Below are 26,778 nucleotides of genomic sequence, written 5' to 3'. Positions count from 1 at the left end.
GGCTGAGTTTTTTTCCTGATTTTAGGGTGATTTCGCCATCACCACTTGGCAAATAACAGACTACCAAACAGATGTACTACAAGCTGTTGATTAATTTTCTCAAAGCGCAGTGCAAAACGCTTAAAGAACATAAATAACAAAGGCAAAAGTAAAAGTGCACCCAATGCACTGGTGTATTCCCAAACAAACGGTTCCCAAAGTGCAATACTCGGTTTTGCATCTCGTGTATGCTCGCTCCAAACCGACAGCGCATTAATGGTGTTATTAATAAAAAGATATAGCCCAGCGGCCAAGTAGCTTAACAGTATTTTACTGTTATCCACTTGTTGCCAATTCACTGATACTCATCCCTCTATTCCACCGTTTATCACTATAAATTAGTGCAATTAAAAAGCCAGCGGCTATTCATTCCTTTGTTATTTGGCATGTTTGTGATTGTAAGCCCACAAGTTTATATAGAGGCACTGAGTCAAAACCTTATTGAAACCGACTTTTGGTCGTTTTGGATTGAGTATATTAACCCTACAACTTTTTTATTAAGTGAGCATCACTCTGTAATAGGGTTATTAACTTGGAATCACCTGTGGTTTTTACCTTACCTTTGGGTTTACTGCATTTTTGTGATTATTTTTCGCCGCCCATTAACCATATTTTTGGCCACTACTTGGCTAAAGCGTATTCCCTTGGTACTGATGATATTCATTTGTATGTGTACGTTGATAACCATTTGGTGGCTACTCGGTGCAGCTCATCCAAGCACCCATGACTTAATAAATGATTGGTACAATCATGGTAAGTATTTTTTAGTATTCTTAACCGGCTATATCTTTGCTATACAAAAAACTGGTGGCAAAACGTGATTAAACAGCGTCGCTTACTACTAGCCTTTGCTGTCGTTTGTTATGTTTTTATTATTGCCGATAGACATAATGTATGGACGGCGCTGGCAAGCCTTTATGAAACTAAGCTCAGCGTAAGTTGCTTTGTGCATTAAGACATAGCGCCAACCATTGGTTATGAATTTTAGCAGTTGTGGGTTATGCAGGTTATTACCTAAACAACCCCAGTACACTCATACAATATGCAAATCGCGCAATTTTACCGTGCTACATACTGCATCAAACACTCATTGTGGTGTTTGCTTGGAGGTTAAAACCCTTTGTCATTCATCCTGCATTTGAAGCATTATTGTTGTTAATTCTCACGGTAAGTGGATGCTATTTAGGATATAAGTTGAGCAAACAAAATAGCACTCTGCGTATGCTATTTGGTGTGCAAAACAAAGCATACAAGCCATCTAAGAAACAAGTAACCAATTTAGCAAGCCCACAGTAGGGCATGCTAAATTGCTAAGTCATACATCATTCATATTTTAATGACTCAACAGGGCGGGCTTTAGCAGCAAATGCGGATAAAGAACCCACTGTGAGCCATGCAATTGCAAAAGCCAGCCCTGCTGCTATTAAAAATGGAATAATCGTCAATTCAATACGATATACAAAACTGGCAAGCCATTGCTGCATTATGTAATAGGCTAAAGGCCATGCTAATACATTGGCAATCAGCACTTGCTTTGAAAATTCTTTATTAATGAGCAAGGCGATATCCCAAACACTCGCGCCCAGCACTTTACGAATGCCAATTTCTTTAGTACGACGCTGCGTTGTAAATGACGCGAGTCCAAATAACCCTAAGCAAGCAATAAAAATGGCTAACATGGCAAACAAATTAAACACCGTCAGCTCTTTATCTTCTTGCTGATAAAGTTGCTCAAACCTATCTTCCAAATGCGACAACTCGATAGGCTGTCCAGGAATAAGTGCAGCCCAAGTTGTTTCAATAAACTCCCGCACCAACGCTGTGTCACCGTGATACTTAATCGACAACGTATTCCCTCTTTCACGTTGTAATAAATGGTAAATTGGACGGATTGCACTTTTTAATGATGAAAAATAGTAATCTTGTGTCACACCCACAATCGTTACGATACTTAGACTGCCTTGAGTCAAATGTGCTTTGAACTGTTTACCTATCGCCTCTTGTGGCGTGTAACCCAAAGAATCAGCAGCCTTTTTATTAAGAACCACACTAAAATTAGATTGTTCTTCACTTGGCATGACTAGTTCATCAGCAGGGAAATCTCGACTAAACCCTCGACCACTTAGAAAGCGTATTTGATAACCCGTAAAGTAATCTTCATCTACAGCTAATACTGGCATTGTCTGAAATGTATTTGTTTGCGGGTGTGTCATACCATATGCATCCACTATCGAGCCGGTAGGAAAAGCTGAACTAGCAGAGACATTTACAATGTTAGGGTGTGTCAACAATTGGGTTTTTAGGGCGCTTCGTTGCAGGCTTGCCTCATCGGTATAAAGCCTTTGTAGCACAATGGTTTGTTCTCTGTCATAGCCCTGTTCAATACTGCGCGCATAGCTTAGCTGATTACTCGCCACGAGTGTGGCGATAATCAAAATTACTGCCACACTAAATTGTAGTACCACCAGCAACTTCCTAAGTAAAATACCTGATTTACCTTGCGTAACTTCACCTTTTAATACTTTAACAGGTTTAAAGCTGCTCAAATAAAATGCCGGATAAGACCCAGAAACCACCCCTACAAACAAGCCTAAAATGAGTAACATAGCGAGTACTGATACATCATAATAAAAATTAAATTCAAGCGTTTTACCAATAAACTCAGCAAATAAGGGCAAGCTAGCCTGAACAAGCGCTAGCGCAATAAACAAAGCAATATAACTAAGTAGTACAGCTTCAGTAATAAACTGAGCAATCAGGTGATGTTTTTTAGCCCCTAAGGTCTTGCGAACCCCAACTTCTTTTGCGCGTTTAGCGGCAGACGCCGTCGATAAATTCATAAAATTCACACTCGCAATTAACAAAATAAGTGCAGAGATAATCGTAAATGAATACACCGTGCTAATATCACCATTGTCTTTCATTTCACCGTATCTATGTGAATGCAGATAGATATCGGTTATAGGCATCAGCTTAAAGGTCATCATATCACTGGCACCGCGCTTAACGTGATCTTCTAAATAAGTGGGGATCTTAGCCTCTAGTGCTTCACCGGAAGCACCTTGAGCCAATTTTAAATAAGTAAAGTAATTAAAGCTTTGGTCCTGCTGCCATTGCGTATCACCAAAAAATTCATTGGCCGTTGCCATACTCACCAAAGCAGAAATATTAAGGTGTGTGCGCTTAGGTAAGTCTTTTACTACTGCAGTCACTTTTAATGTAATACGGTTTGCCAATTGCAAGGTTTGGCCAATGACATCTGTCGTTGCAAAGTACATAAGTGCAGAAGATTCACTCAGTACGATTGAATTTGGCATGTTGAGCGCTTTGCTATTGCCTTTAATTACCTCTAATGAGAAAAACTCAATAGCATTGGCATCTGCAAGCATCACCCCCTCATTAATAAATAAGTCTCGCCCGTGACCCAAGGGTAAGTTAATAGCTCTTAAACGTGTTGTTTCTTCTACTTCGGAAAAATACGCTTTAAATCGTTCAGCGTTATAAACCTGAGCCTGGGCAAAGTGCTGTGCTGGTGAGTTTGGCGGCGTAAAGTCTACTGATGCACGATAAATACGTTCATGATCTTGGATTAATTCATCGTAACCAAGCTCAGACTCAACAAAAACCACCATGGTTATACAAGTAGCTAAACCTATCGCCAAGCCAAGAATATTAATGATTGAATACAGCTTTTGTGTAAATAGGCTGCGATAAGCAATGATAAAAAAGTTTTTAAGCATAACGCACATCCTGCATATGTTGAGATACAATATGACCGTCTAACACGTTAATGGTACGGTGTGCATAGTTAGCATGGTGATCCGAGTGAGTCACCATTACAATGGTAACCCCTTCTTCATTTAACTTAGCAAGCAAGCGCATGACCTCTTCGCCATTTTTTGAGTCTAGGTTGCCCGTCGGTTCATCAGCCAAAAGCATTTTTGGCTGTGCCACTATGGCACGCCCAATTGCCACCCTCTGTTGCTGGCCACCAGAGAGCTGTTGCGGATAATGGTCTTTACGGTGTGCAATGTTTACTTTTTCTAAAATCTGCTGCACGCTTTGCTCACGCTGCCCTTTACTAAGACCCTGATAAATAAGTGGTAATTCCACATTCTCAAATACAGTTAACTCATTTATTAGATTAAAACTTTGAAAAATAAAACCAATATTATCTTTGCGCAGATCGGCTAATTTACTCTCTTTTAGGTGGCTCACATCGGTGCCATCAAAGGTATACTGACCATCATCAATTTCATCTAATAAACCTATGATATTAAGTAAAGTCGACTTACCTGACCCTGATTGACCCATAATCGCCACAAACTCACCGCGTTCAACGGTTAATGAAACTGAATCTAGTGCATATGTTTCAACAAGTTCAGTGCTAAATACTTTGCTTATTTTTTTTAATTTTAACATCAGAGTTTCCTATTAATTGGTGAGCGTAATTGCTTGCATATCTTTAAAACTGCCATAACTTGAGGTGATCACGCGGTCACCTTCAGACAGCCCATTGATGACCACAATTGCTGTATTATTTCTTTGGCCCAGCGAGACAAATTTCTTTACTGCGGTATTACTGCCCTGTTCAAGCACAAACACCCATTTACCTGCAGTATCTTGATAAAAACCCCCATTGGGTAGCAACATGGCAGGTTGTGCATCAGCTAAATACAACTCAAGTTGTAAGCTCTGCCCACGACGCAAGCCCTTTGGTAATTGCGATTCAAAATTCAGGTCAACTTCAAAGCGGCCATTGTTCACTTGCGCGTATACTTTAGATAGTTTCAAACTATAATCTTGCCCTAAATGCGTCACTTTTGCGGATTGCCCTGCAAGCACTCTCCCCAAGTAAAATTCATCAATATAAGCGGTTACCTTGTATTGATTGACAATATCAACCTGTCCTAAACGAGCGCCTCGAGCTTTAGATTCTCCCAGCTCTGCATTTAACGCAGTTAACTGACCGTCAATAGGTGCTCTGATGATTAGATTTTCTAAATTCTTGCGAGCAAAACTTAGGTTTTTATTTAGCTGAGCCACGCTGTCTTCTAGTTGTGCAATTTGAACAGTACGAATACGCTCATCTTGACTTTGTTGCTCCATAACCAGCTTGCGACGACCTTTTAAATATTTAGTTTCATCTATCGTTGCTTGCAGCTCATTTTTTGAGACTAAATTACCACTGCCAAGGCGATTAAGTTGAGCTAAACGACGTTCACTTTGCTTGATCTGATGATCTAGCTCCAATAAGTTACGTTGTAAATTCAAACGGTTTTGATCAATGGCTAGTCGGGTGTTATGTAAGTTGTTTAACTGTTCCGAAATTTGCGCCTCACGAGAGATCACATCAAGTTGTAGTGCTGTGTTACTCAGTAGCAGCAGTTTATCACCCTTTTTAACCATGGCCCCTTCTTCAACAAAACGTTGCTCAACTCGGCCGCCTTCAATCGCATCTAAATACACCGACTTGCTAGGTGTGATGTTACCTCTGATTGGGATCAGATCATGAAATTGACCTTTGCTCACCTCACCTATTTTCACTTTATCTTTTGCTAAGTTGTATGTACCCATACTACTACTAGCCGCGCCACTTAATGCTAAATACACCACAGCAATAACAGGTACTGTTAACCACCAAACTTTGAAGGTGCGTTTTTTTACTTTTTGCTTATCCATAACGTGTCACTTTTAAAACCAAAATATGCTTAATTAGAGACAAGTAACGTGCCAAAAAACAAAATGCAATAAAAACATAAACTTATAAATTTTCACGTAACGTACACTGAAAATAAGTGTAAAAGAATAAAACACTTAGTGTACGATATCGTACAGTTTGAATACCAAAGGCATACTATGGCTATCAGTGAAAAAGCAATTCTCGTAGTTGATGACAATAAAGAAATACTCGTTGCAACTCGCATGCTATTAAAACCACATTATAAAAAAGTAATGACACTCGATAACCCTCACGATATTGCCAATACCATGGCCAAACAGAAATTTGCACTCATTCTACTGGATATGAATTTTACCCGAGATTCAACATCTGGTGCAGAAGGCTTTTACTGGTTGAAACAGATTAAAACCATCGACGAAGATGCCGTTGTGGTACTTTTTACCGCATTTGGCGACATGTCGATGGCGGTTGACGCAATCAAACAAGGAGCCAGTGACTTTGTATTAAAGCCATGGCAAAACGAAAAACTACTGGCTACCGTTGCCAATTGCGTTGAACTAAATACACAACGACAAACAAATAAAAAGCTTAATCAAATTGCTCAGCTGACACTGGCCGCGCAGAATAAACCATTTGAAAACCTGATTGCGGCAAGCCCTGCCATGGAAGACGTTTTTCAAACCATAGAAAAAGCAGCCAAAACAGATGCTAATGTGCTAGTTTTAGGTGAAAGTGGCACAGGTAAAGAACTCATTGCCCGAGAGCTGCACAAACAATCCTTGCGTGCTAAGCAAACTTTTTTATCTGTAGATATGGGCACCATAGCCAGCTCACTGTTTGAAAGTGAACTGTTCGGTCATGTTAAAGGTGCCTTTACTGACGCAAAAGAAAACAAACAAGGCCGCTTTGAACTGGCTGACGATGGCACGTTATTTTTAGATGAAATTGCCAACATTCCTTTAGCGTTACAAGGCAAACTGCTCACTGCAATTCAAAATACGATGATCACACCTGTAGGTGGGTCTAAACAAATTGATATTGATATACGTTTAATTACAGCAACCAACGTCAATTTGTACGATATGGTGCAATCAGGTAACTTTCGCCAAGATTTACTCTATAGGATCAACACAGTCGAAATCACTTTACCCCCTCTTAGAGAACGCCTTCACGACATCCCGCTACTGGTGGAGTTTTACACCAAGCTTTACAGCGAAAAGTATAAATTGGGCAATAAGTTTGTTGATGATAAGACCATGCAATCACTCATTGATTATCCATGGCCTGGTAATATTCGTGAGTTACAACATTTAGCAGAGCGAGCTGTTATTTTGTCAGAGTCAGCGCAGTTGCAATTTCAGCTATCTAACAAAAGTACTCAAATTCAATCTATGCAAAAAACACCTAACACTTACAACCTAGCTGAACTTGAACAGCACACGATAGAGCGGGCAATTAAAGATTTTAAAGGTAACATTAGCCACGCTGCCAAAGCGTTAGGTATTACCCGAGCGTCTCTATACCGCAAAATGGAGAAATTCGGTGTTTAACAATAACGCATTCATTATGACTGGCTACTTGTTAGCAGCTGTAAGCTTTGCAACTATAGGCGCTTTAGGTTTGCTCCATAGTCATATGCTGTTACTAAGCCTGCTTGCTGTTGCTACCGCGTTGGTGTTTATACGCTGTACCACTAATCTATTTAAACGACAGCAGCAGCAGTTTAATGAGATAATGAGTGCCTTAAAATATCGAGACAGTAGTTTTCGAATCAGTGCTCAACATACATTAGATAAGCACATGATTGCGTTATGTAACGAACTTATCCAACAAGCACAGGCTGATAAACGTGAACAAACAGAACAAATTGCCGTATTTGAAAGCATGCTACAGCACATTGATACAGGCGTTATTTTAGCTAAAAATAACGACCAACTACTGGTTTGCAACAATAGCGCCAAGCGCTTACTCAATATTCGCCATCTTACGGGTCTTTGTGAGTTACTCAAACAGCACTCAATACTTGAACAAACCAAGTCTGCAAATAGCACCTCAAACGAGTTGCTGTTTAAATACTTTAACTTTACCTATCAAGATAATCAGTTTGATTTATGGTTGTGTACACCAATTTCTGAGCAAATTGAAAGTACCCAAATAGACTCATGGCAAAAACTTATTCGCGTACTGACACATGAAATTGGCAACTCCGTAGCCCCTATTTATTCTCTATCTAACACTTTGATCACCATGACAGAGCAGCAACTAAGTCAAAGCATTGATAACCCGGAGCTTGTCAGTGATTATTTGCAAAGTTTGCAAGCCATCGGTGTTCGCAGTAAATCATTATTAGGATTTATTGAAAGCTATCGTAAACTTACGCATATTCCGCAACTAGACATATCCAATGTAAAAGTGCAAACACTCATTGATGACGTCATCAGTTTGATGAAAAATGATTTTGAGCAAGCAAATATCACACTACGTTGTAACGTTGAACCGCCAACATTAAGCATTAATGCAGATAAAAAAATGTTAGAGCAAGTACTGCTTAATTTGCTGACCAACGCCAAAGATGCGCTCGCTGAAGACAATGGTAATGCTAAGCAAGTGACGCTATCTGCACAGGTAAATCGTTATGCTAAATGCGAGATTTGTATCCACGATAATGGCAAGGGTATTGACCCTAATGCCTTAGATAAAATATTCGTACCATTTTTCACAACAAAACCTTCCGGCTCTGGTATTGGCCTTGCGCTAAGCCAACAAATTATTCATCACCATAAGGGTCGCCTTAAAGTTGCTTCAACGCCAGAAGCAGGTACATCTTTTACTATGGTGCTATAAATTTAGGTGCTCAAGTGCTCGCTCACCACGCTACTTAAAACGGGTTTTTATCCACTGTTTTACTGGGTCAACCCACTCTTTTATTGGTCGGTAAAATGCCCCGTGCGACAGGCCAGTGTTAATTTGTATTTCAGTGAATGAGCGCGTTTGCCTGCTTTTCTCATCAAGTTTGCTACAGCTTTTTGAGTCATCTGACTTTTCATATACAGATAATACATGGCCATACACTTTTACATCAGTATGTTTTTTCCAGACTAATCGACCACAGCCAGCCAAAATAACCGTATTAATAGCCAAATCTGATAATTTATCTGAGGTAAGCCCTGTAATAAAGGCACCACGTGAAAAACCCACTAACGCAATGTTTTTTGGCTCTACACCTTTTGCAACCAATGTACGTACTTGCTGATTAAGTTTATAAGCATAATCGAAAGGGTCGGTATTTTTAGCTCGGTGATGGGCTATTAGAGTGTAACTGTCATCTGATAAAGCCTGTTTAATAGCTGGAAAGTCATATACACCCCAGCCCTGTTTAGTATTCACAGGTTTTGGGTTATCCCCTTCGACAATATAACCATGAGAGTAAAATACAAACTTATCTGTTGCCGAAACTGACTCTGGCGGTGCATCGAGTACTTTGCCTGCTAAAGTGTTAAATGAGATTAAAGTGCACAATAAACCGCTCATTAGTGCTTTGCTATTCATGACTGTGATCCGTTGTTGTTTTATTCGTTGTTCGCTTTTTTATATACCCAGTACAACCCTTGCGTAGCAGTTATCAAAAAGCTATTTCTGACTGGCTTGGAGAGCTTTGCTTGCAGTTACTAGCCAATAAATTTACTTATTCATTTTTTATATAGTTGCAAGGCTAAGATTGCATATTCAGCCTTGCAACTTATCACATAAAAGTAATTAATAACAACACCTTACTACCGAGATACAGTACACAGCTAAGCGTACTGCATTATACGAATGATTATTATAAAAACTGCTTAAGCACAGTATCTCGCATATTATCAATATCAACTTCACAAGTACGATAACCATTACAATTAAACAACATCGTGATGGCCGTTTGAGTTTTAGGGAAATAGTAGTCTCTGGTTGCATAACCCAACTCGTCGCCACCATGGTAATAAACAACTTGATCATCATAACGTTCTACAAAAATCCCCATGCCATAACGTTGATTAACTTGACCTGTCTTGTTTAAATTAGCATCACCAATTAACAACTGTCTTAACGACTCATTTATCTGCTCGCTTTCAACAATGTGCCTTAATAACTCAGCCATATCCCTAGCATCACCCACAACTGGCGCATCCGCTACGCCTATATTGCTATAAAACGATTGGGTGTTTTCTAATTTATCATCTAACAAAAAGTAACCAGATACGATTTCTGCATGCGCTTTTTCAATTCCTCCATAGCTCATACTCGTTAGCCCTAGAGGGTCAAGCACATAATCGCGTAGCGCCTTTGAATGATGTTCACCCAGTACGCTATTTAAAATCAAACCAGCCAAAATATAACCTGTATTAGAATATCGCCAATCACTGCCTGGACTGAAATGTGCGGGCTTATCTAACGCATAGTGCAGCGCAAAACTATCTGTAATTAGCTTATTAGGTTGTTGCTGTACTGCTTGATAAAACTCACCGTCGTTATCCGCTAGATAATCAAACACACCACTGGTATGAGAGAGTAATTGGCGAGTGGTCATCAGCTGGCTGTACTGGATTTTCGATAATATTGAGGTTGGTAAATACTGGGAAATAGGCGCATCTAAGTCAAAACGGCCTTCTTCGTGTAACATAGCCGCAAGTAAAGCTGTGAGCTTTTTTCCGGCACTGCCATTTGGAATACGCGCATCAATTTGCATCATTGTTTGTGTGTTTATATCTGCCAATCCTGCTGCACCATAAAACTCAACGGTTGGAGATTGGATATAAAGTACCACGCCGGGTACGTTATTTTTCACGGTATCGTTAAGTAATTGCTGATAGTCAAACTCAGTTGCGGCCACATCAATTACACTTTTGACGACATTATTGTGCTTAGCGCTATTTGAACCACAGCCAGTTATCGTAAGTGTTGCACAAACTATAGTTACCTTAGTTATTAAACCTAGTGTTGTTTTCATCATAATTCCTTGTTAGTTATGTTATTTAATTCATTGATGAAAACTCTACAGCGAATAATTTCGACACGCTGTAACACGCATCATTGATTTGTATCATAGTGTATCGTTCAGTACCCCTTATCAGTATTAAAGCGGATATTTCACTGGTTGATACTATGATACGATACACTTTGATACGTTCTGTTAAATCTTCGTACCACCGCCAAAATAAAAAACCGTTAGGGTAAAATCAAATCAACTAACAACAAGATATTAAAAATGAAAATTAAATTACTCTCATTATTAATGTGCTCAATATGCAACATGTCGGCTTATGCCAAAGCTGAGCCTGAGACCGATTATGACTTTTTCAAAAAGCGCGAGGCGGGCGGATTTTTAACCGTAGGATTATCGAGCTTTTATCAAGGTGGCATATACAAAGATCACAAAACCTACTTGCATGCTCACATTAACGCGGCATACTACTTTGAAAATGGGCTGTTTGTAGAGCACCCCGGACACTCCAATAAATTTAATGCAAGCTTCAGTGCTGGGTATAACCTGTTTAATACGCCCAATTGGGAGTTTGACCTTATGGTGTCAACTGCCCATGGCGACTTAAATTTTTATGCCGGCGCCGATAGTTTTGAAAAGCGCAGCACCAGTTATTTAGGCCTTAGAGCATCAGGCGAAGTGGCTGGCATACAAGTACAAGCTGTTTTAGCACCCGCAACTAAAAATAAAGATAATTCTGGTGGCAGCTATGCCTCACTGTCGCTTGCCAAAGATTGGCAGTATAAGAATTGGCGTTTTTTCGGCTCTGTGGGGGCCCAGTACCGCAGTGAAAAAATGCTAGATTACTATTATGGCGTACCGCAAAACGCTCAAAATTTTACGACTTATAACGCTAAAGGTGGCGCTAATTTAATTACTAAATTTGGTTTTAGTAAGCCGCTACTAGAAGATTGGCTACTAGAAGGTAATATTTCATATACCAAATACACCAACTCGATTATTGATAGCCCTTATACTCAGTTCATTTTGCAGCGCAACACAGACAGAAAAGATTACGGAAGTCATGTTGGTCTGTCGCTCAGTTACGTGTTTTAAGGAGTAAAATGATGACCTTAATCACACATACAACTATAAAAGCTGGCTTAGTTTGCATCGCAATATTGAGCCACAGTAATACTCACGCAGCAAATGAGCCAAACCAACAACTTAGTGTGTCACCAAAACAATGCACCACGTTAGAACAAGGGCAAGATTGTTATATTGACCTAACCATTAATTGGCAGGCTAATATAACTGGTAATTACTGCTTATATGCAAATACTCAGCGGCTACAGTGCTGGCACAATAAAAACCAAGGCACATTAAATCAAGAATTTATAATGAATGAGCCAACTCAAATCCGCCTTGAGCAAAACCAAATAATGTTGCAACAAGTCACGATAAAGTATGCTTGGTTATACAAAAGGCGCGTTAATAAAGCAGTAAAATGGCGAATGTTTTAAAAGGTACATGATGACAAAATTGGCGTTAGTTGAAGATGATTTAGAGCTTGCACAGTGGATTTATGAATACCTCAGTGCCAAGCAATATCAAGTAGTGATGTACCATGATGGACAAAAAGCTCTCGATGCGCTTAAAAATAGCGATGTGGAACTTGTGATCCTCGACGGTATGCTACCTACATTAGATGGTTTAGAAGTATGTAAGCAACTACGCCAATATTCCAATGTGCCAATTTTAATGCTAACTGCACGTGATGAAGAAATAGACGAAATATTAGGCCTTGAAATGGGGGCTGATGACTACCTAACAAAGCCAGTACGCGGCAGGTTATTAGAAACCCGAATTAAGGCACTACTACGCAGAAATACGCCCCAACTTACATCACCAAACCAATCAGTTATTCAACTCGGTGCGCTGGCACTCAATCAAGCAAATCGCAAGGTCAGTTTAGACGATAAAATCATCAATTTGTCCAGCAATGAATTTGATGCGCTGTTACTGCTAGCGACTAAGGCAGGACAAGTTGTCACGCGTGAAGAGCTCACTCAGGCACTACGAGGTTTTGAATATGATGGCTTTGATCGCTCTATTGATTTGCGCATTTCAAGGCTACGTAAAAAACTAGGCGACAGTGGCGCGGAACCTTATAAAATCAAAACCATTTGGGGTAAAGGTTACTTGCTCGTCAGTGAGGTATGGTAATGTGGCGCTTTGTAGTTGCGCTTATCATACTAACGCTGTTTGGTAGTATTGGGCTAGGCAAATTATTTGATACGCTAAACGAACAATCACAACAAAAAAAAGAGATAAATCAACAGCAAGTCATTGCCAATCAAGCGCTACTCGCGCAAATTGCACTACAACAACTAGCACCAAATCAGCAGCATTTTTTTTTGCAGCAAACGCTGCTGCAGTTACCTGAGTACGAGTTCGCCATACATAAACTGGCTGACTACCCGCTACCTAAACCACTGTTATTAAAACTAAAAACACAGCCTGTACTGGTTTTTGAAACTAATAAACAATTGCAAGCTTATACCTTGTTAGCACACGACCAAATATTGTTGACAAGTACCACGAAAGAGCCGCTTGATGAATCAACTAACATACTTATGACAATGAGTTTTTACGCTGCACTAATGATGCTAATTTTGCTGTTTATCGCCCCTTTTGTGATGCGATTGCGCAAGCTCAGTGTTGCAACAACACACTTAGGCTCAGGGAATTTGCAGCAAAGGGTGAGCGTTGGTTCTATTTGGTATCTAAAAGAACTAGAAACAAACTTTAATACCATGGCTGCTACGATAGAAACGCTGGTTGGCGATATAAAACTACTGGCCAGTGGTCTTTCGCACGAGTTGCGCACCCCGCTTGCCCGTGTGCGTATGGGCTTAGATACCTTAATAGAAACTAATGACGAAGCCTTGCGTTTAAAATACGAACAACGGGTAAATGCCAATTTAGATACGATGGAAGATTTACTCAATCAATTGTTATCCTTTGCTCGCTTGCAATACACTTTAGATAACTTAAAAAAAGAGCCTGTTGATCTTAATCAGATAGTCAAAGATCAATGTAGCAACCTCAACGACTCGCGCCTGCAAATTCACTATTCAAATCAAAGAGCCATAATAAGTGCTGATAGGCACTATTTAGGCATGTGCATCAGCAACCTTGTCAGCAATGCATTTAAGTATTGTGATACTCAAGCTTCTATCTCTATCCTCTGCAAAACAGACTCCATACAACTGATAGTCAGCGATGACGGAAAAGGAATTAAACCGAGCGAGCATGAGAAAATATTTAAACCCTTTGTGCGCTTAGATAAACAGCATCACTCAGGTTATGGCGTTGGGCTCGCATTTGTGGCTCGTGTTGCAGCTTGGCTAGATGCAAGTATAAGCGTTGACCGCTGTGAAGCACTTGGAGGTGCCAAGTTTATTATTCAGTTTAAAGCGCATAATAGATAAGCTTTTATCAAGTAAAAAGCTGTAATCGACTATCTCTATATTTTATATATCGCTACACTATCTTAATTAAAATAACCTAGGAAGCACCATGGCCAATAAACAATTTTCAATCAAGAAAATGACTAAAAGTGAATTGAATATTGCTATAGAGTGGGCAGCTAAAGAAGGCTGGAATCCGGGGCTCTATGACGCACAGAGCTACTACTGCGCCGACCCTAATGGCTTTTTAATAGGCTACCTTGACGATGAGCCTATTGCCTCTATCTCAGTGGTTAAATACACCCTATATTTTGGCTTTTTAGGTTTTTATATTGTTAAACCTGAGTATCGCGGCCAAGGCTATGGTTGGCAAATTTGGCAAGCTGGTCTTAGCTACCTCAAAGGCTGTAACATTGCATTAGATGGCGTGCTCGAACAACAAGAAAACTATAAAAAGTCTGGCTTTCAATTTGCCTACAGCAATATTCGTTTTGAAGGGCGTGGTGGCTCTAAAGCGCCTAAGACTCCAAATATAGTCCAACTCGCAAACATTCCGTTTGAAGTGCTTTGTGCGTATGAACAGCCTTTTTTCCCAGCAAAGCGAGATGACTTTTTAAAGCATTGGATAAACCAACCTCAAAGTAATGCATTGGGTATTATGCGCAATGATAAACTTGCCGGCTACGGCGTTATTCGTCCATGTCGACAAGGTTATAAAATAGGCCCTTTGGTAGCAGATGAAGCACTACTGGCTGAATCGTTATTTTTGGCTTTAAGCGCGAGTGTCGGTACTGCCGAATTTATCTACCTTGATGTTCCCGAGGTTAATAAAGCAGCTATTGATTTAGCTCAGCGTTACAATATGGCTCCTTCATTTGAAACGGCAAGAATGTACACAGGCCCTCGCCCAGATATGCAGCTTAGCAAAGTTTACGGTATCACCTCATTTGAAATTGGCTAATTTTCTACCCCGTAAATTTAGCAGTACAAAGCTTTAAGCTCATCATTTGATGTATATCTCTGCCCTTACGAACGAACACTCACTTTTCAAATCTGCACCACCTAAAGGCAACCTCTTCAATCGCAATAAAATATCAAATTTTTATGTTGATATAACAAAAACCAATGACTTAATATTTGCTATATGTAAGAAAAAACATACTGCTTTAAACCTTAAAACTTAGGCTTGCGTCTTAACAAATACAATCATGAACAACCGCAGGTTATCTATGCAGCTTATCTCTAACACTTACGCACAGCTTTTTATGTTATGCCTTTGTATGTTTGGTCCCATTGAGACATTGGCAACAGAGCCATTAGTCCAACCGCTACAACACACCCTAACAGTTAAGCAAGCTCAAGCTGATATTGATCAATGGTTTAACTGGTTACATCAAACCCATCCAGATTTATCTCACAGTGTTAAAGATATAGATGGGTTCTACAGTAAAGTAAGTCGCATTAAAAATAGCATTGAAGAACCAGTGACTGCGATTGCTTTATGGCAAAAAATGGCACCGCTTAACTCAATATTGGCAGATGGGCATATTAAAGTCGGCCATGGGTCATCATCACAATGGCGTGAGTGGATAAAACAAGGCGTTGTATTATTTCCACTTGAAATAAATGTTACTGAAGATGGTATGTATGTTGCACGCGACTTAGGTGAACAAGATAGTCAATATAAAGGCGCTAAAATTAAGTCTATTAATGGCCAAAATGCGGCCGCTATTTTAAAGAAGCTACTTAAGAATACCCATGGTGATACTCTTGCCTTTCGCAGACGTGTACTACAAAATCAGTTTCATCGTTTATTTTATATGACGTTTGGCCCTGAGCCATCTTTCAATATTGAACTTGCTCATAATAATCAAACACACCGCATAACCCTAGATGCAAAAGCTGCAATATCAACAAGTCTCGCTGAAAAGTCTTTTTCGGATGCATTTAACATTACATATCGTGACAACACTGCTTTATTGCAAGTAAATACCTTTTCTTGGCATGACTTTAAACAGTACCTTGCCTATATGGATGACGTTTTTAGTGAAATAAAAACAAAGAACATTGACCATTTAATCATCGACATTCGTTACAATGGAGGAGGTAATGACGATATGTGGATGGCTGGTATTTTAAAGTATATTGCCAATAAACCTTATCGCCACTTTTCACACTACCGTTCAAAAATTTTATTAAAATATCGAGATCCGGGACAAATTGTTGGTAATATTGAGCGAGGCGAAAAAACCAATCTAATACAACCTGAAAAGAACTTAGCAAACTTTTATCATGGAAAAACGTCTGTGTTAATTGGTACCGGTACCTATTCATCATCTATTGTATTTGCCAATACAGTGCAAGATTATAACTTTGCACAGCTAATTGGCACCCAAACAGGTGGGCGAAGCACACAAAGTGGTGGTATTCAATTTAAGCATTTAATACATAGTCAGCTGCAAATGGTTTCTCCGCGTTTTTTGATTACACGCCCAAGTGCAGAGCTACAAGTAACCCCTGTACAGCCAGACATAAGCCTCTCAGCAGCAAAGATCAACAATAACATTAAAGCACTTTTATAAGCCTGCAATTATGAGTGTCGCACCGCCATAGTTGCGGCACATTTTCCCCAAAAAACACCACATCAAGTTTTTCGATTAAGGCAATCGTTTTAATTCACTCATAAAATAGCCACTTTTTCCTATACTCTTTTCAACACAAAATAACTGCGAGTTTGCAGGGATAATGTAATTTAAAGGAAATTAACATGAATAAAAAGCTATCGCGCAAAAGCGCCCTAGTTAGTACCATAGGTATGCTATTTATATCAAGCCACGCATTTGCACATAACCATGAACAAGCTCAAATGAGCAAACCTAAAGGCGCAATGGGTAACGGTGTTACGCAAGTAGGACAGGCAAAGCCTAATACCTTTTGGTGGCCCGAACAACTTGATCTTGCTCCGTTACGAGACCATGATGCGCGCTCCAACCCATATGGTGAAAACTTTGATTATGCCAAAGCATTCAAAACCTTAAACCTCAGTGATGTAAAAAAGGATATTGATGCCTTACTTACTCAATCACAAGATTGGTGGCCAGCTGACTTTGGCAATTATGGACCGTTTTTTATTCGTATGACATGGCACAGCGCAGGCACATATCGTACGCTTGATGGTCGCGGTGGTGCCGGCGGAGGCCAGCAGCGCTTTGACCCTCTCAATAGCTGGCCTGACAACGGTAATCTAGATAAAGCACGCCGCTTGTTATGGCCTGTAAAACAAAAGTACGGGGAAGCACTTTCTTGGGCCGACCTGATGGTGCTCGCAGGTAACGTAGCATTAGAAAATATGGGTTTTCAAACCTATGGTTTTGCTGGTGGTCGCGCCGATGACTGGGAGCCTGATTTGGTTTACTGGGGCCCCGAAGTTGAAATGCTCGCCAGCGATAGAGAAAACCGCGATGGCAAACTTCAGCGCCCATTAGGCGCAACGCATATGGGATTGATTTACGTCAATCCTGAAGGGCCTAAAGGTAAACCAGACCCACTCGGCTCTGCTAAAAATATCCGTGTAGCTTTCTCTCGTATGGCAATGAATGATGAAGAAACACTGGCCTTGATTGCAGGGGGCCATACCTTTGGTAAAATGCATGGGGCGCACAAACCTGCAGATTGTGTTGGCAAAGAGCCTGGCGCTGCAGCAATTGAGGAGCAAGGTTTAGGCTGGAAAAATAAATGTGGCAAAGGTCACTCTGAGGATACCGTAACAAGCGGCTTAGAAGGTGCTTGGACACAAGCGCCTACCAAATGGACTTCTTTGTACCTAAGTAACTTATTAAACTTTGAATGGCAACAAACTCGCAGCCCAGCAGGTGCGATTCAGTGGATTCCAACAGATGGGTCTTTACACAAAGCGGTACCTGACGCGCACATTGAAGGTAAATTTAACCCCCCCGTCATGACCACGGCTGATTTAGCGTTAAAATTCGACCCTGAGTATCGAAAAATTGCCGAGCGTTTTTTGGCTGACCCGCAAGAATACCGATTAGCATTTGCAAAAGCGTGGTACAAGTTAACACATAGAGATATGGGGCCTGCACGCAACTTTTTAGGCGATGAAGTACCAAAAGAAACCTTAATTTGGCAAGACCCTATTGATGAAACAACCACTTCTAAGTTAGATGGTGATGAAATCAATGCGCTCAAAAAGCAAATTTTAAATTCAAATGTAAATGTTTCAGAACTTGTTCGAGTGGCGTGGGGCTCAGCTGCCAGTTACCGTAATTCAGATATGCGTGGCGGTGCAAATGGTGCCCGTATTGCTCTGGCACCTCAAAAAAGCTGGGCAGTCAATAACCCGCAGGAAACAGCTAAAGTATTGGAGGTACTGAAGGATATTCAAACAGACTTTAACAACGGCTTTTTCAATAAAAGCCATATTTCGTTAGCCGATCTGATTGTACTCGGTGCCAGCGCAGCGATTGAACAAGCGGCTAAAGAAGCTGGTTATACCGTGTCAGTGCCATTTATACCCGGTCGTGGCGATGCAACACAAGCACAAACTGACATCAATGCTTTTAGCTTACTTGAACTCAAAGCTGATGCGTTTAGAAATTACTTTGATGAAGGAGCTAGCTATAAAACACCAACAGAAATGCTTGTTGATAAAGCAGATCAGCTCAATTTAAGCGTGCCAGAAATGACCGTGCTGATTGGTGGTATGCGTGTGCTAGATGCCAATTATCAAGCAACTAAACATGGCGTATTAACAGATAACCCTGGCACACTAACTAACGATTTTTTTGTTAATTTACTTGATATGTCAACCGTTTGGAGAAAGTCACAAGAAGCGGGCGTTTATCAGGGTTTTGACCGCCAAAGTAACGAGCAAAAATGGACTGCAACCTCTGTCGATTTAATATTTGGGTCAAACTCCGAGTTACGCGCCATAGCTGAAGTATATGCCTTCGATACCTCTAAACAAAAGTTTGTTGAGGACTTTGTAAAAGCTTGGACCAAGGTAATGAACTTAGATAGATAACCTTACTTTAGGTAGCTCATATTCAACTTTGAACGTGAGCTACCTTCTGAGGTGGTCAAAAATCAGCTCCTGACCTTCGTCAGGATGACAAATATACCACAGGGTATAAATGTGCCACTTTGAATCCACCGACTCCCCCCCTAAACCCACCAACCGTCACCCAGAACTTATTTGAGGGCCTTTTATAAAGCATCGCAAATATTAGTGGAACAAATTACCATTAGGTGATTTACAGATTTTGCTTATTTAATAGTCATGAATAACCAGTAGTGCCTTAATTCAGTCAGCATCAATTCCTACAACCCAATCAAGTTCGTTTAATAAACTTCTACCACATTGAATTTGTTTGTTTTTTATTCCTCCATAATGCTTTCAATATTGTGATGTAGTCTTTGATTTCGGCAATTTTTCTCCAAACTTCAATAAAAACACTATCTAGGATCAAACAATGGCATTTAAATTAAACTCAATATGTTTAGCCTTATCTTTGGGTATTACAAATTACGCATTCGCCGCATGTAATGGTATCGCCAATGGTGCGTCTGCTTATGTTCAAGGCACTACTTTAATCATTTCAGGTTCAAGCGCTAGCGAGACTTTTACACTAACAAGCTCTAGTGATGTACTTACAGTGAAACGAAAAGTTGGTAGCAGCACAAGTTGCGACACTTTTTATCTGAGCCAATTAAACAGTATCCGAGCCACATTAGGCAGCGGACATGACAACTTTGATGGCAGCAACGTAGCCCTAACTCAAGTTGTATATGGTAATAACGGTAACGATACTATTACCTCTGGCAGTAAGAATGACACGCTCTATGGTGGTGCAGGTAATGACACTCTATCGGGTAGCAGCGGCAATGACATACTATCTGGTGAAGCTGACAACGATGTGATCAATGGTGGTTACGGTAATGATCAGCTAAAAGGTGGTGACGGTCACGATAAATTATTTGGTGATTATAACAATGATGTGCTGTACGGCGAAAACGGCGGCGATTTGCTAATGGGTGGCCAAGGCGCTGACACACTATATGGTGGCAATGATAATGACTACCTAGGTGGCGGGTGTAGACTATCAAATGCAGGCAATGGCTATATTTACGAACAAGGTGCATGTAACAGCAACAAAGACGGTAACGATAAACTATACGGCGGCAACGGTCACGACGTACTCAGTGGAGACGAAGGCAACGATCAACTGTATGGTGATGCTGGTAATGACTACCTTACAGGTAATGGTGGTCGAGAAGACAGACTACATGGTGGCGATGGTGCTGACGCTCTACTTGAAAGTGGTAACGGCAATGTTAGCAATACAAGATGGCATAAAGCATGGGGTAATGATGGTGATGACCTCATGTTTGTGTATGGTGAAGACTCAAACCAAGAAGGCGGTAAAGGTAATGACGTGATCATTACCTCAACAACACAACATGATGCCAAGATACATGGCGGTAAAAATGGCGATTATATTTGGACCGCTGATTCCGCACCTGAGGGAACATGTGGTAAAGGCAAAGATAAAGGTATGTTTTTTTTAGACAGTTGCGAAAGCACAACTTGGGTGAAAGACTATCAAGGCTTATTGTCAAAAGTAGATAAAAAAAGCAACTACGATAACCCTTACTACGACGCAGCCAATACAGTGGTCGAGATGTCTGGCTCATACAGTGGCTATGACAAAGGCTGGCGCAGTTTCAGCTATCGCCCTTGGGCACTTTACAACCTAGTATCAAGCGCTGTGTTTACTCGTTGGTTAAGCAACCAGTCTGTCACGCCATACTCTTACCATGAATGGCGAGTTGACTATTACATAGGCTCTGGCATCTACGGAACCTATGTAAATTGTATGGAAAATAATTTTGCCTACAAATGTAGGCATATTGTTCAGCAAGAAAGTACCTGTTACAACAAGTCTGGTCAGACAATAACCTGTAGCTAATTAAGTACTGAGCCCGCAAAAAAAACATGTGCGGGCTTTTTCGACCCTTTAACATCTATCACATCAGCTAGGGACGCTGCGTACTTTTAGACGTTGATTTAACCACAGCGCTATCATCATGATTCCGCCGCCTAATGCCAATCGGGTAATATCTGCATCTCGGTTCCAAATCAAAATATTAACCACAATCCCCGCTGGGATCAGCATATTATTCATCACCGCTAATGTACCGACATCGACTTGCGTTGCGCCTTTGTTCCAGGCAAAGTAACCCAAACCTGACGCTACCAGCCCAAGATATATTAAAACTCCCCACTGGATTGAGTTTGAAGGTAGGCGCGAACTATCTCCAAACACAGCAAAACACGTCGCGGATACCATCAAAGCGCCTATAAAAAACCAACCAAACACGCTTTGCTGCTCCACGGCGCTGGTGTGCATAAGTCGCTTGTAACTTACTTGACCCATGGCAAAGCACAGGTTAGCTCCTTGCACTAGCATTAAGCCCAATACAAAGCTTCCATCAATACCTTGATAACGAATTGCAACAGCACCAAGAATGGCAATAACTGCCACAACTAAAAATTTAAGATTAAAGCGCCTTTCTAATAAGTCATTTAATAACGTGATATATAAAGGTGTCATCACCGTAAAGAGTAATACTTCGGGCACACTCAAAAATAAAAACGCGTGGTAATAAAAGCCATACATTATACCCAGTTGCACAGCACCAATTAGCATCAGCTTAACGGCTAATAATTTTGGCATAACGGTTAATTTCAAAAAAGGCAAAAACACACAGGTAGCGAGTGCTATGCGTATAAAAGCACTAAACCATGCATCCACTTGGCCTGCTAAGTAGACCCCTATTAAGCTAAAAGAAAAAGCCCACAACAGTGTGACAGCAATAAGATAAAGCATAACGTCAGTTCATAGGTAAAAGCGCTATGGTACATAATCAGGAGTTCAGTTACCATGTTACCTTGACTCCACTATGTATGTTATAACCCACTGCAACTCTCTAACAAATAACACCTACCATAGAAGCTAAACAGAGCAATAAGTAGAAATTAGCTGAGTTAATATTTGAGAGAACAAGGAAAACCTCCCCAAAGCGCTAAACATTATAATCGCAGCTTTTTAAGCCAGCCTGAGTATACAGTGCTTATAAATCAAACGCTTTTAAGAGCATATTAATACCCAAATAAAGTGCAATTACCACCAAACATCCACCCATCAAGGTATTAAACGTTTTAAGGTGTTGAGGCGTATGTATTAGCTCATTTATTTTGACACCAAATAGCGCCCATGCCGTGATAGATAAATAACAAACCATAAAATAAATCGCGACAAACACGGTCAATTGATAGTGAGACTCAGACAAATTAAACGCAGTAATGCCAACAATACATGCCCCCCAAGCTTTGGGGTTTAACCATTGTAATAAAAAGCCATGTATAAAACTGGGTTGTGTCGACGGAGTAATTCCAACTTTACCCTTACTCGTTAGTAGTTTATATCCCATATAAAAAACATAACCATTACCAAGTAAACTTAATACATTGATTATTTGGTTATATTCACCTGCTAACTGAACATAACTCAAGCCTAGTAAGTAGAGCAACAACGTGAATCCAACTGTTGCACCAGATACAAATGGCATCGTTTTTTTTATCCCCAAATTAGTGCCAGTGGTTAGGGTAATTAAGTTCACAGGCCCTGGTGAAATAGACATAGAAAGGGCAAATAAGCTCATTGCTACCATAATCGACATACATATACTCCTACAAAATGTGTATCGTATTGTAGGCAGCTGGACACTTCTATGACTAGGCAGTACAACTTTAATTCACTGTTCTAAAATATTTAACTATCTTAACTATGATTGACGAATTAAGAGCGTTGGCCATTTTTGCCGAGACCGTAAAAAAAGGCTCTTTTAGAAGGGCTGCTCGCTCACTCGGTTTGTCACCCTCAGTGGTTAGCTATCAAGTAAGTAATTTGGAAAAAAAACTTCATGTTGCTTTACTTTACCGCTCAACTAGAAGCTTATCATTAACTAGCGATGGTAAAGCATTATACCAACACGCTCTTATGATGCTTGAGGCAGCTCAGTCAGGTCTAGACACAGTGACAAATAATAAAGAACAACTGCGCGGCGAATTAACAATCACCCTCCCCACTGCATTGATCAAAGCGCCACTCACCCAAAAGCTTGCGCAATTTAGTAAGCATCACCCTATGCTGTCGTTGAATTTAGAATACAAAGATGAACGCAGTAACTTAATTGAAGAGGGCGTAGACTTAGCTATCAGAGCAGGAACCATGGCTGATAGTAATCTAAAGTCAAAACGTATCGGTGAGATAAAACGGCTAATAGTATGCTCTAGCGCTTTCTTTAAGTCTCAGCCTAAACCAATAGCTATAAGCGACATTGCACACTGGAACTGGATAAGCTTAGCCATGCTATCAAACGCTCGCATGCTCAAAAATAACCAAGGAGAGCACTATAAAATAGAATATAAAAGCAACATCTCTGTCAATAGTATTTGCGCCATGGTTGAAATGTGTGAGCAAGGTGTAGGGGTAGCAACGCCACCCGATTACCTAGTAGCAGAACTCATTGCGAGTCATTCGCTGGTACACTTATTTCCTGAGTGGAAGGTAGAAGATATTCCTCTTTATGCAGTATGGCCAAACAATGTCCCCCAGCAAGGGTTAGTAAAAATACTACTTTCGTATATAAATGAATAGCATGACTGTTTAGCTACCCACTGCAAATAGCGACTAAAATGCGGTTGAGTATAAACAAAAGAGTAACGTATTTATTTAACTTCAGTTTCGGATAAGCGGATTTGCCTAATAGAGCTATTTTGCTCACTCTCTGCGTAATTCTCACTTATAATAGCCAGTTATTACTGTACCAAAGCGCCTTGATGTTGAACAAAATATCATCATTAGATTGCACAAAATGTTAATTACAAAGAATGCCCTATTTCAAAACTCTTACCCAAACCTGAGATTATTTAATAATCAGGCAGGCGCAAACCTGCCCGATTCGTATTGTTAACGATAAAATACTTCAACCGTACCTTTTGTTTTAATCAATAGAGGTTGGCCGCGACGGTCTAGCGCTTTTGCCGATGCAACTTTAATCCAACCTTCACTGATACAGTATTCTTCGACATCATTACGTTCTTTACCGTTAATGCTCACACCAATGTCATGTTTTAATACTTCTTCATTGTAATAGCGGCTGCGTGGATTAATTGAGAGTTGATCAGGGATCTCAGGTTTTGCTGTTGTGTCATTCATAATCATATTCTGTAATAAATAAAAGATGCACTATTGTAAGTAATACTCTAAACACGCTCAATAGCCCATGTGTAAAAGCAAGTAATATAAATCCAGTAACTCAGAATTATTTATGAGTTTAGGCAACGAATAGATTTTACCTGTTGCCTATAAACATCATTTTTTAGTCAGTTAGAGTGGCAACTCACTCAGCAATAACCAATTTGCTATGCACTACTCCCGAAGTACTCGCTTATCTAAGAAAATATCTATAAAAACCCTCGTACTCAACTCTCATTAAGTCGTTTTAATAGTCTTGCTCTTCTATTCATATACACTTGGTACCCATCGTTGTCTTTTGATGCAAGTTCTAAGGCTGCATTCACACTTGTCAGCGCTTTTTGCCATTTGCCAGACTCTTCATAGCCATAAGCTAAACCATTATGAGCATCGGATGAATCAGGATATTTTTCGACATTATATTGGAAGACTTTTATCGCTTGTTCGTAATCTTTTTGACTAACAAAATGATAACCCAGCTCTCGAATTACCCATTCAGGGGCTTTTATCTCTTCGCCATGCTGCTGTGACACTCGGGCATAGTATTTGTCAATGGAAGCTAACTCTCCAGTATAGTCATGGACTTGCATGTATTCAGAGTGAAACAGATTGTGGAAAGCCCTAAAGCGCGCCGCTGTGCTGACTAAGTTATGTGGTACATCCTTAAATGAGTCATTTACCCAACGAACACCTTTAGGTTTATGCGCCATAATGCCAGCAATCATTCCATCGTAATAAGATCGCATAGGTGCCTGCTCATTCCCAATGGCTGTATATATAAATTGATTGAGTTGCTGATTTTTCTTTAAAAACTCGACAGTCGAATTACCTGTGGCACCTTCTGCCCACCATACTGCTGGACTGTAGGCCAGTACTGCATTGAAAAGATCTGGTCGTTTTTGTAGTGCAAATAGTGAAAATACACCTCCAGCAGACGCCCCAGCTATTACTCTATAATCATGAACGCGATACTCTTTCTCAACCAGTGGCATAAGTTCAGAGGTAATAAATTTAAGGAATTTAGCACCACCGCCGCCTAACCCTACTGGGCCTCTTGGGTCCTGATTTACAGTTGGGTAAAAGTCGCGTAAACGGTCTGTATTTTCAATTGCTACAATAATCACTTCTGGAGCGGCACGTTGAGATTGTAAGCTTTCAAGAACTGCGTTCATCTGCGCTAAATTACCGGCACCATCCAGTCGATATATTATAGGATATTTTTTGCTTGGGTTACTTGAGTAGCTTTTAGGTAATTGAATGACGACGGTGCGCTCTTCATTGAGAACTTTAGAGTTTATTGTCTCGGTATGAAGCTCGTAGGACTCTAATGTCTGCGAACCCTGCGCATATACTATGGAAGGTATAAATACACATAAAATCCAAAAAATCACATGTCCTCTGAATCCTTTCATTTTTAGTTACCTTATATACTTATCATATTGAATCTTAATGATACTCACATATTTACAAAGCATTTTCAACTGAGGAGTTCACCCTCATTTAGTCAGAAACTATCATCATTGAAAAAATATCTCTTTATCGCTCTGTCACTTCATCAAAATCTAAATTGGTCGACGACCGCAATACGAACACAGCGGCCATTTAAATTATTCAGCCTCAACGGCTGCTACTGGCCTGAACTGACCGTCCCATTTGGTGACGCTCTGTAATGAAAAATGTCAGTTTCCCTTGGTAATCACACTAATCTAATTGATGTTTGGCTCGCTATCACTCAAAAACCTAGGTTTAATCTCACACTTAATACTCCACTGTTGATTGGTGTAGCGTTAGTACTTACCTCTGTAGGCTACTTTTGTTTTTAATTGTGCACAGCGCAACAACCACAACAGAACCACAACAGAACCACAATCAAATTAAAGCGCACTTTAACACTATTACTTTTAAAGGTATGGCTATACTTTGGTTTTTCATACTCACTAATGAGATTTTGGTATCCCATTACGAACGAGTTCTTTGCCATTATCAAAAACATCTTGCGTCACCCAGCGACCTAATAACAACTGATGATTATCATCTAACACGGCAACGAATGGACGGCCATTACTGTTGTTGGTAGCCAATGCTACACCTACCGCATTTTCCAGACCTAAGCCGCCTTTATCTACTGCGTTTAGAAATGTCTCTAACTCTTCAAGTGTATCAATTACATTGTTATCGTTGATCATTGTACTGCCTCATCTGTTAATAACTTACAACGCTTAGGATACCAGTTAGAATTAGACGATTAAATCTCTCATATAGCAAATGCCACTCATTTAAGGT

General features: G+C 40.2%; 23 protein-coding genes. 12 read left to right on the top strand and 11 right to left on the bottom strand.

All coding sequences use genetic code 11. The features are described from left to right. Nucleotides 1-38: 38 nt before the first annotated feature. On the bottom strand, nucleotides 39-338 hold the full coding sequence (locus OCI93_RS00255) for a hypothetical protein (protein WP_261625532.1): 300 nt from the start codon (nucleotides 336-338) through the stop codon (nucleotides 39-41). Nucleotides 339-380: 42 nt separating this feature from the next. Between OCI93_RS00255 and OCI93_RS00250 the strand changes: the two genes are divergently transcribed. Next, complete coding sequence (locus tag OCI93_RS00250; protein ID WP_410007605.1) at nucleotides 381-860, top strand: acyltransferase family protein; 480 nt, start codon at nucleotides 381-383, stop codon at nucleotides 858-860. A gap of 501 nt (nucleotides 861-1,361) precedes the next feature. Here the strand turns inward: OCI93_RS00250 and OCI93_RS00245 are convergent. Genes OCI93_RS00245 through OCI93_RS00235 form a run of 3 tightly spaced genes read right to left on the bottom strand, consistent with a single transcriptional unit; the run spans nucleotide 1,362 to nucleotide 5,721 of the window. Further along, the gene (locus OCI93_RS00245; RefSeq protein ID WP_261625530.1) at nucleotides 1,362-3,779 is read right to left on the bottom strand and encodes an ABC transporter permease; all 2,418 of its coding nucleotides are present in this window, start codon (nucleotides 3,777-3,779) and stop codon (nucleotides 1,362-1,364) included. Then, a complete protein-coding gene (locus OCI93_RS00240; RefSeq protein WP_261592538.1) occupies nucleotides 3,772-4,461 on the bottom strand; it encodes an ABC transporter ATP-binding protein in 690 nt (229 codons plus the stop codon). Before OCI93_RS00240 ends, OCI93_RS00245 begins: the two co-directional genes overlap by 8 nt. 12 nt (nucleotides 4,462-4,473) lie before the next feature. Next, nucleotides 4,474-5,721: an efflux RND transporter periplasmic adaptor subunit gene (locus OCI93_RS00235; RefSeq protein ID WP_261592539.1), complete on the bottom strand. Its 1,248-nt coding sequence runs from the start codon at nucleotides 5,719-5,721 to the stop codon at nucleotides 4,474-4,476. Nucleotides 5,722-5,898: 177 nt separating this feature from the next. Between OCI93_RS00235 and OCI93_RS00230 the strand changes: the two genes are divergently transcribed. Both OCI93_RS00230 and OCI93_RS00225 read left to right on the top strand, forming a co-directional pair. Then, entirely contained in the window at nucleotides 5,899-7,272 is a 1,374-nt protein-coding gene (locus tag OCI93_RS00230) for a sigma-54-dependent transcriptional regulator (protein ID WP_261592540.1), read from the top strand. After that, nucleotides 7,265-8,566, top strand: a complete 1,302-nt coding sequence (locus OCI93_RS00225; protein ID WP_261625529.1) for a sensor histidine kinase — start codon at nucleotides 7,265-7,267, stop codon at nucleotides 8,564-8,566. The genes OCI93_RS00230 and OCI93_RS00225 overlap by 8 nt, the downstream gene beginning before the upstream one ends. 30 nt (nucleotides 8,567-8,596) lie before the next feature. Here OCI93_RS00225 and OCI93_RS00220 read toward each other — a convergent pair whose 3' ends face one another. Both OCI93_RS00220 and OCI93_RS00215 read right to left on the bottom strand, forming a co-directional pair. Then, nucleotides 8,597-9,253, bottom strand: coding sequence for an alpha/beta hydrolase (locus OCI93_RS00220; RefSeq protein ID WP_261625528.1), 657 nt, complete (start codon nucleotides 9,251-9,253; stop codon nucleotides 8,597-8,599). Between the two features lie 292 nt (nucleotides 9,254-9,545). Further along, nucleotides 9,546-10,709, bottom strand: a complete 1,164-nt coding sequence (locus tag OCI93_RS00215) for a serine hydrolase domain-containing protein (RefSeq protein WP_261592543.1) — start codon at nucleotides 10,707-10,709, stop codon at nucleotides 9,546-9,548. A gap of 258 nt (nucleotides 10,710-10,967) precedes the next feature. Here OCI93_RS00215 and OCI93_RS00210 point away from each other — a divergent pair, with 258 nt between their 5' ends. From OCI93_RS00210 to OCI93_RS00175, 8 genes are all read left to right on the top strand, one after another. Beyond that, entirely contained in the window at nucleotides 10,968-11,798 is an 831-nt protein-coding gene (locus OCI93_RS00210) for a MipA/OmpV family protein (RefSeq protein WP_261625527.1), read from the top strand. A gap of 8 nt (nucleotides 11,799-11,806) precedes the next feature. Next, entirely contained in the window at nucleotides 11,807-12,205 is a 399-nt protein-coding gene (locus tag OCI93_RS00205) for a DUF3019 domain-containing protein (RefSeq protein WP_261625526.1), read from the top strand. 7 nt (nucleotides 12,206-12,212) lie between these two features. After that, the gene (locus OCI93_RS00200) at nucleotides 12,213-12,908 is read left to right on the top strand and encodes a response regulator (protein WP_261625525.1); all 696 of its coding nucleotides are present in this window, start codon (nucleotides 12,213-12,215) and stop codon (nucleotides 12,906-12,908) included. Further along, on the top strand, nucleotides 12,908-14,176 hold the full coding sequence (locus OCI93_RS00195; RefSeq protein ID WP_261625524.1) for an ATP-binding protein: 1,269 nt from the start codon (nucleotides 12,908-12,910) through the stop codon (nucleotides 14,174-14,176). The genes OCI93_RS00200 and OCI93_RS00195 overlap by 1 nt, the downstream gene beginning before the upstream one ends. A gap of 88 nt (nucleotides 14,177-14,264) precedes the next feature. Continuing rightward, nucleotides 14,265-15,116: a GNAT family N-acetyltransferase gene (locus OCI93_RS00190; protein ID WP_261625523.1), complete on the top strand. Its 852-nt coding sequence runs from the start codon at nucleotides 14,265-14,267 to the stop codon at nucleotides 15,114-15,116. A 268-nt stretch (nucleotides 15,117-15,384) separates the two neighbouring features. Further along, nucleotides 15,385-16,737 (top strand): S41 family peptidase, encoded by a 1,353-nt coding sequence (locus tag OCI93_RS00185; protein WP_261625522.1) that lies wholly within the window; start codon nucleotides 15,385-15,387, stop codon nucleotides 16,735-16,737. Between the two features lie 233 nt (nucleotides 16,738-16,970). Further along, the gene (gene katG, locus OCI93_RS00180; protein ID WP_410007608.1) at nucleotides 16,971-19,196 is read left to right on the top strand and encodes a catalase/peroxidase HPI; all 2,226 of its coding nucleotides are present in this window, start codon (nucleotides 16,971-16,973) and stop codon (nucleotides 19,194-19,196) included. 448 nt (nucleotides 19,197-19,644) lie between these two features. After that, a complete protein-coding gene (locus OCI93_RS00175) occupies nucleotides 19,645-21,141 on the top strand; it encodes a calcium-binding protein (RefSeq protein ID WP_261625521.1) in 1,497 nt (498 codons plus the stop codon). A 63-nt stretch (nucleotides 21,142-21,204) separates the two neighbouring features. Here OCI93_RS00175 and OCI93_RS00170 read toward each other — a convergent pair whose 3' ends face one another. Both OCI93_RS00170 and OCI93_RS00165 read right to left on the bottom strand, forming a co-directional pair. Further along, nucleotides 21,205-22,062, bottom strand: a complete 858-nt coding sequence (locus OCI93_RS00170) for a DMT family transporter (protein ID WP_261625520.1) — start codon at nucleotides 22,060-22,062, stop codon at nucleotides 21,205-21,207. A gap of 244 nt (nucleotides 22,063-22,306) precedes the next feature. Then, complete coding sequence (locus OCI93_RS00165) at nucleotides 22,307-22,915, bottom strand: LysE family translocator (protein WP_261592552.1); 609 nt, start codon at nucleotides 22,913-22,915, stop codon at nucleotides 22,307-22,309. Nucleotides 22,916-23,022: 107 nt separating this feature from the next. Between OCI93_RS00165 and OCI93_RS00160 the strand changes: the two genes are divergently transcribed. Further along, nucleotides 23,023-23,895 (top strand): LysR family transcriptional regulator, encoded by an 873-nt coding sequence (locus tag OCI93_RS00160; protein WP_261625519.1) that lies wholly within the window; start codon nucleotides 23,023-23,025, stop codon nucleotides 23,893-23,895. A gap of 312 nt (nucleotides 23,896-24,207) precedes the next feature. Here OCI93_RS00160 and OCI93_RS00155 read toward each other — a convergent pair whose 3' ends face one another. The 3 genes from OCI93_RS00155 to OCI93_RS00145 all read right to left on the bottom strand — a co-directional run bounded on the left by OCI93_RS00155 (nucleotide 24,208) and on the right by OCI93_RS00145 (nucleotide 26,681). Next, nucleotides 24,208-24,456 carry a DUF3297 family protein gene (locus OCI93_RS00155; protein ID WP_261592554.1) on the bottom strand — a complete coding sequence of 83 codons (249 nt, stop codon included), beginning with the start codon at nucleotides 24,454-24,456 and terminating at the stop codon, nucleotides 24,208-24,210. 266 nt (nucleotides 24,457-24,722) lie between these two features. After that, on the bottom strand, nucleotides 24,723-25,907 hold the full coding sequence (locus OCI93_RS00150; RefSeq protein WP_261625518.1) for an alpha/beta hydrolase-fold protein: 1,185 nt from the start codon (nucleotides 25,905-25,907) through the stop codon (nucleotides 24,723-24,725). Nucleotides 25,908-26,432: 525 nt separating this feature from the next. Further along, nucleotides 26,433-26,681, bottom strand: a complete 249-nt coding sequence (locus OCI93_RS00145) for a hypothetical protein (RefSeq protein WP_261625517.1) — start codon at nucleotides 26,679-26,681, stop codon at nucleotides 26,433-26,435. Between the last annotated feature and the right edge of the window lie 97 nt (nucleotides 26,682-26,778).

Origin of the sequence: Pseudoalteromonas holothuriae (assembly GCF_945859825.1) — a bacterium.
GTDB classification, from domain to species: Bacteria; Pseudomonadota; Gammaproteobacteria; order Enterobacterales; family Alteromonadaceae; genus Pseudoalteromonas; species Pseudoalteromonas holothuriae.
This window is presented reverse-complemented; position numbering and strand designations above follow the sequence as displayed.

Bases quoted from the DNA above. Each gene is read 5' to 3' on its own strand.
- OCI93_RS00195 (WP_261625524.1), top strand. From the start codon at position 12,908: ATGTGGCGCTTTGTAGTTGCGCTTATCATACTAACGCTGTTTGGTAGT.
- OCI93_RS00185 (WP_261625522.1), top strand. From the start codon at position 15,385: ATGCAGCTTATCTCTAACACTTACGCACAGCTTTTTATGTTATGCCTT.
- katG (WP_410007608.1), top strand. From the start codon at position 16,971: ATGCTATTTATATCAAGCCACGCATTTGCACATAACCATGAACAAGCT.
- OCI93_RS00165 (WP_261592552.1), bottom strand. From the start codon at position 22,915: ATGTCGATTATGGTAGCAATGAGCTTATTTGCCCTTTCTATGTCTATT.
- OCI93_RS00160 (WP_261625519.1), top strand. From the start codon at position 23,023: ATGATTGACGAATTAAGAGCGTTGGCCATTTTTGCCGAGACCGTAAAA.
- OCI93_RS00240 (WP_261592538.1), bottom strand. From the start codon at position 4,461: ATGTTAAAATTAAAAAAAATAAGCAAAGTATTTAGCACTGAACTTGTT.
- OCI93_RS00235 (WP_261592539.1), bottom strand. From the start codon at position 5,721: ATGGATAAGCAAAAAGTAAAAAAACGCACCTTCAAAGTTTGGTGGTTA.
- OCI93_RS00215 (WP_261592543.1), bottom strand. From the start codon at position 10,709: ATGAAAACAACACTAGGTTTAATAACTAAGGTAACTATAGTTTGTGCA.
- OCI93_RS00150 (WP_261625518.1), bottom strand. From the start codon at position 25,907: ATGAAAGGATTCAGAGGACATGTGATTTTTTGGATTTTATGTGTATTT.
- OCI93_RS00155 (WP_261592554.1), bottom strand. From the start codon at position 24,456: ATGAATGACACAACAGCAAAACCTGAGATCCCTGATCAACTCTCAATT.
- OCI93_RS00205 (WP_261625526.1), top strand. From the start codon at position 11,807: ATGATGACCTTAATCACACATACAACTATAAAAGCTGGCTTAGTTTGC.
- OCI93_RS00190 (WP_261625523.1), top strand. From the start codon at position 14,265: ATGGCCAATAAACAATTTTCAATCAAGAAAATGACTAAAAGTGAATTG.
- OCI93_RS00145 (WP_261625517.1), bottom strand. From the start codon at position 26,681: ATGATCAACGATAACAATGTAATTGATACACTTGAAGAGTTAGAGACA.
- OCI93_RS00210 (WP_261625527.1), top strand. From the start codon at position 10,968: ATGAAAATTAAATTACTCTCATTATTAATGTGCTCAATATGCAACATG.
- OCI93_RS00170 (WP_261625520.1), bottom strand. From the start codon at position 22,062: ATGCTTTATCTTATTGCTGTCACACTGTTGTGGGCTTTTTCTTTTAGC.
- OCI93_RS00200 (WP_261625525.1), top strand. From the start codon at position 12,213: ATGATGACAAAATTGGCGTTAGTTGAAGATGATTTAGAGCTTGCACAG.
- OCI93_RS00245 (WP_261625530.1), bottom strand. From the start codon at position 3,779: ATGCTTAAAAACTTTTTTATCATTGCTTATCGCAGCCTATTTACACAA.
- OCI93_RS00220 (WP_261625528.1), bottom strand. From the start codon at position 9,253: ATGAGCGGTTTATTGTGCACTTTAATCTCATTTAACACTTTAGCAGGC.
- OCI93_RS00175 (WP_261625521.1), top strand. From the start codon at position 19,645: ATGGCATTTAAATTAAACTCAATATGTTTAGCCTTATCTTTGGGTATT.
- OCI93_RS00230 (WP_261592540.1), top strand. From the start codon at position 5,899: ATGGCTATCAGTGAAAAAGCAATTCTCGTAGTTGATGACAATAAAGAA.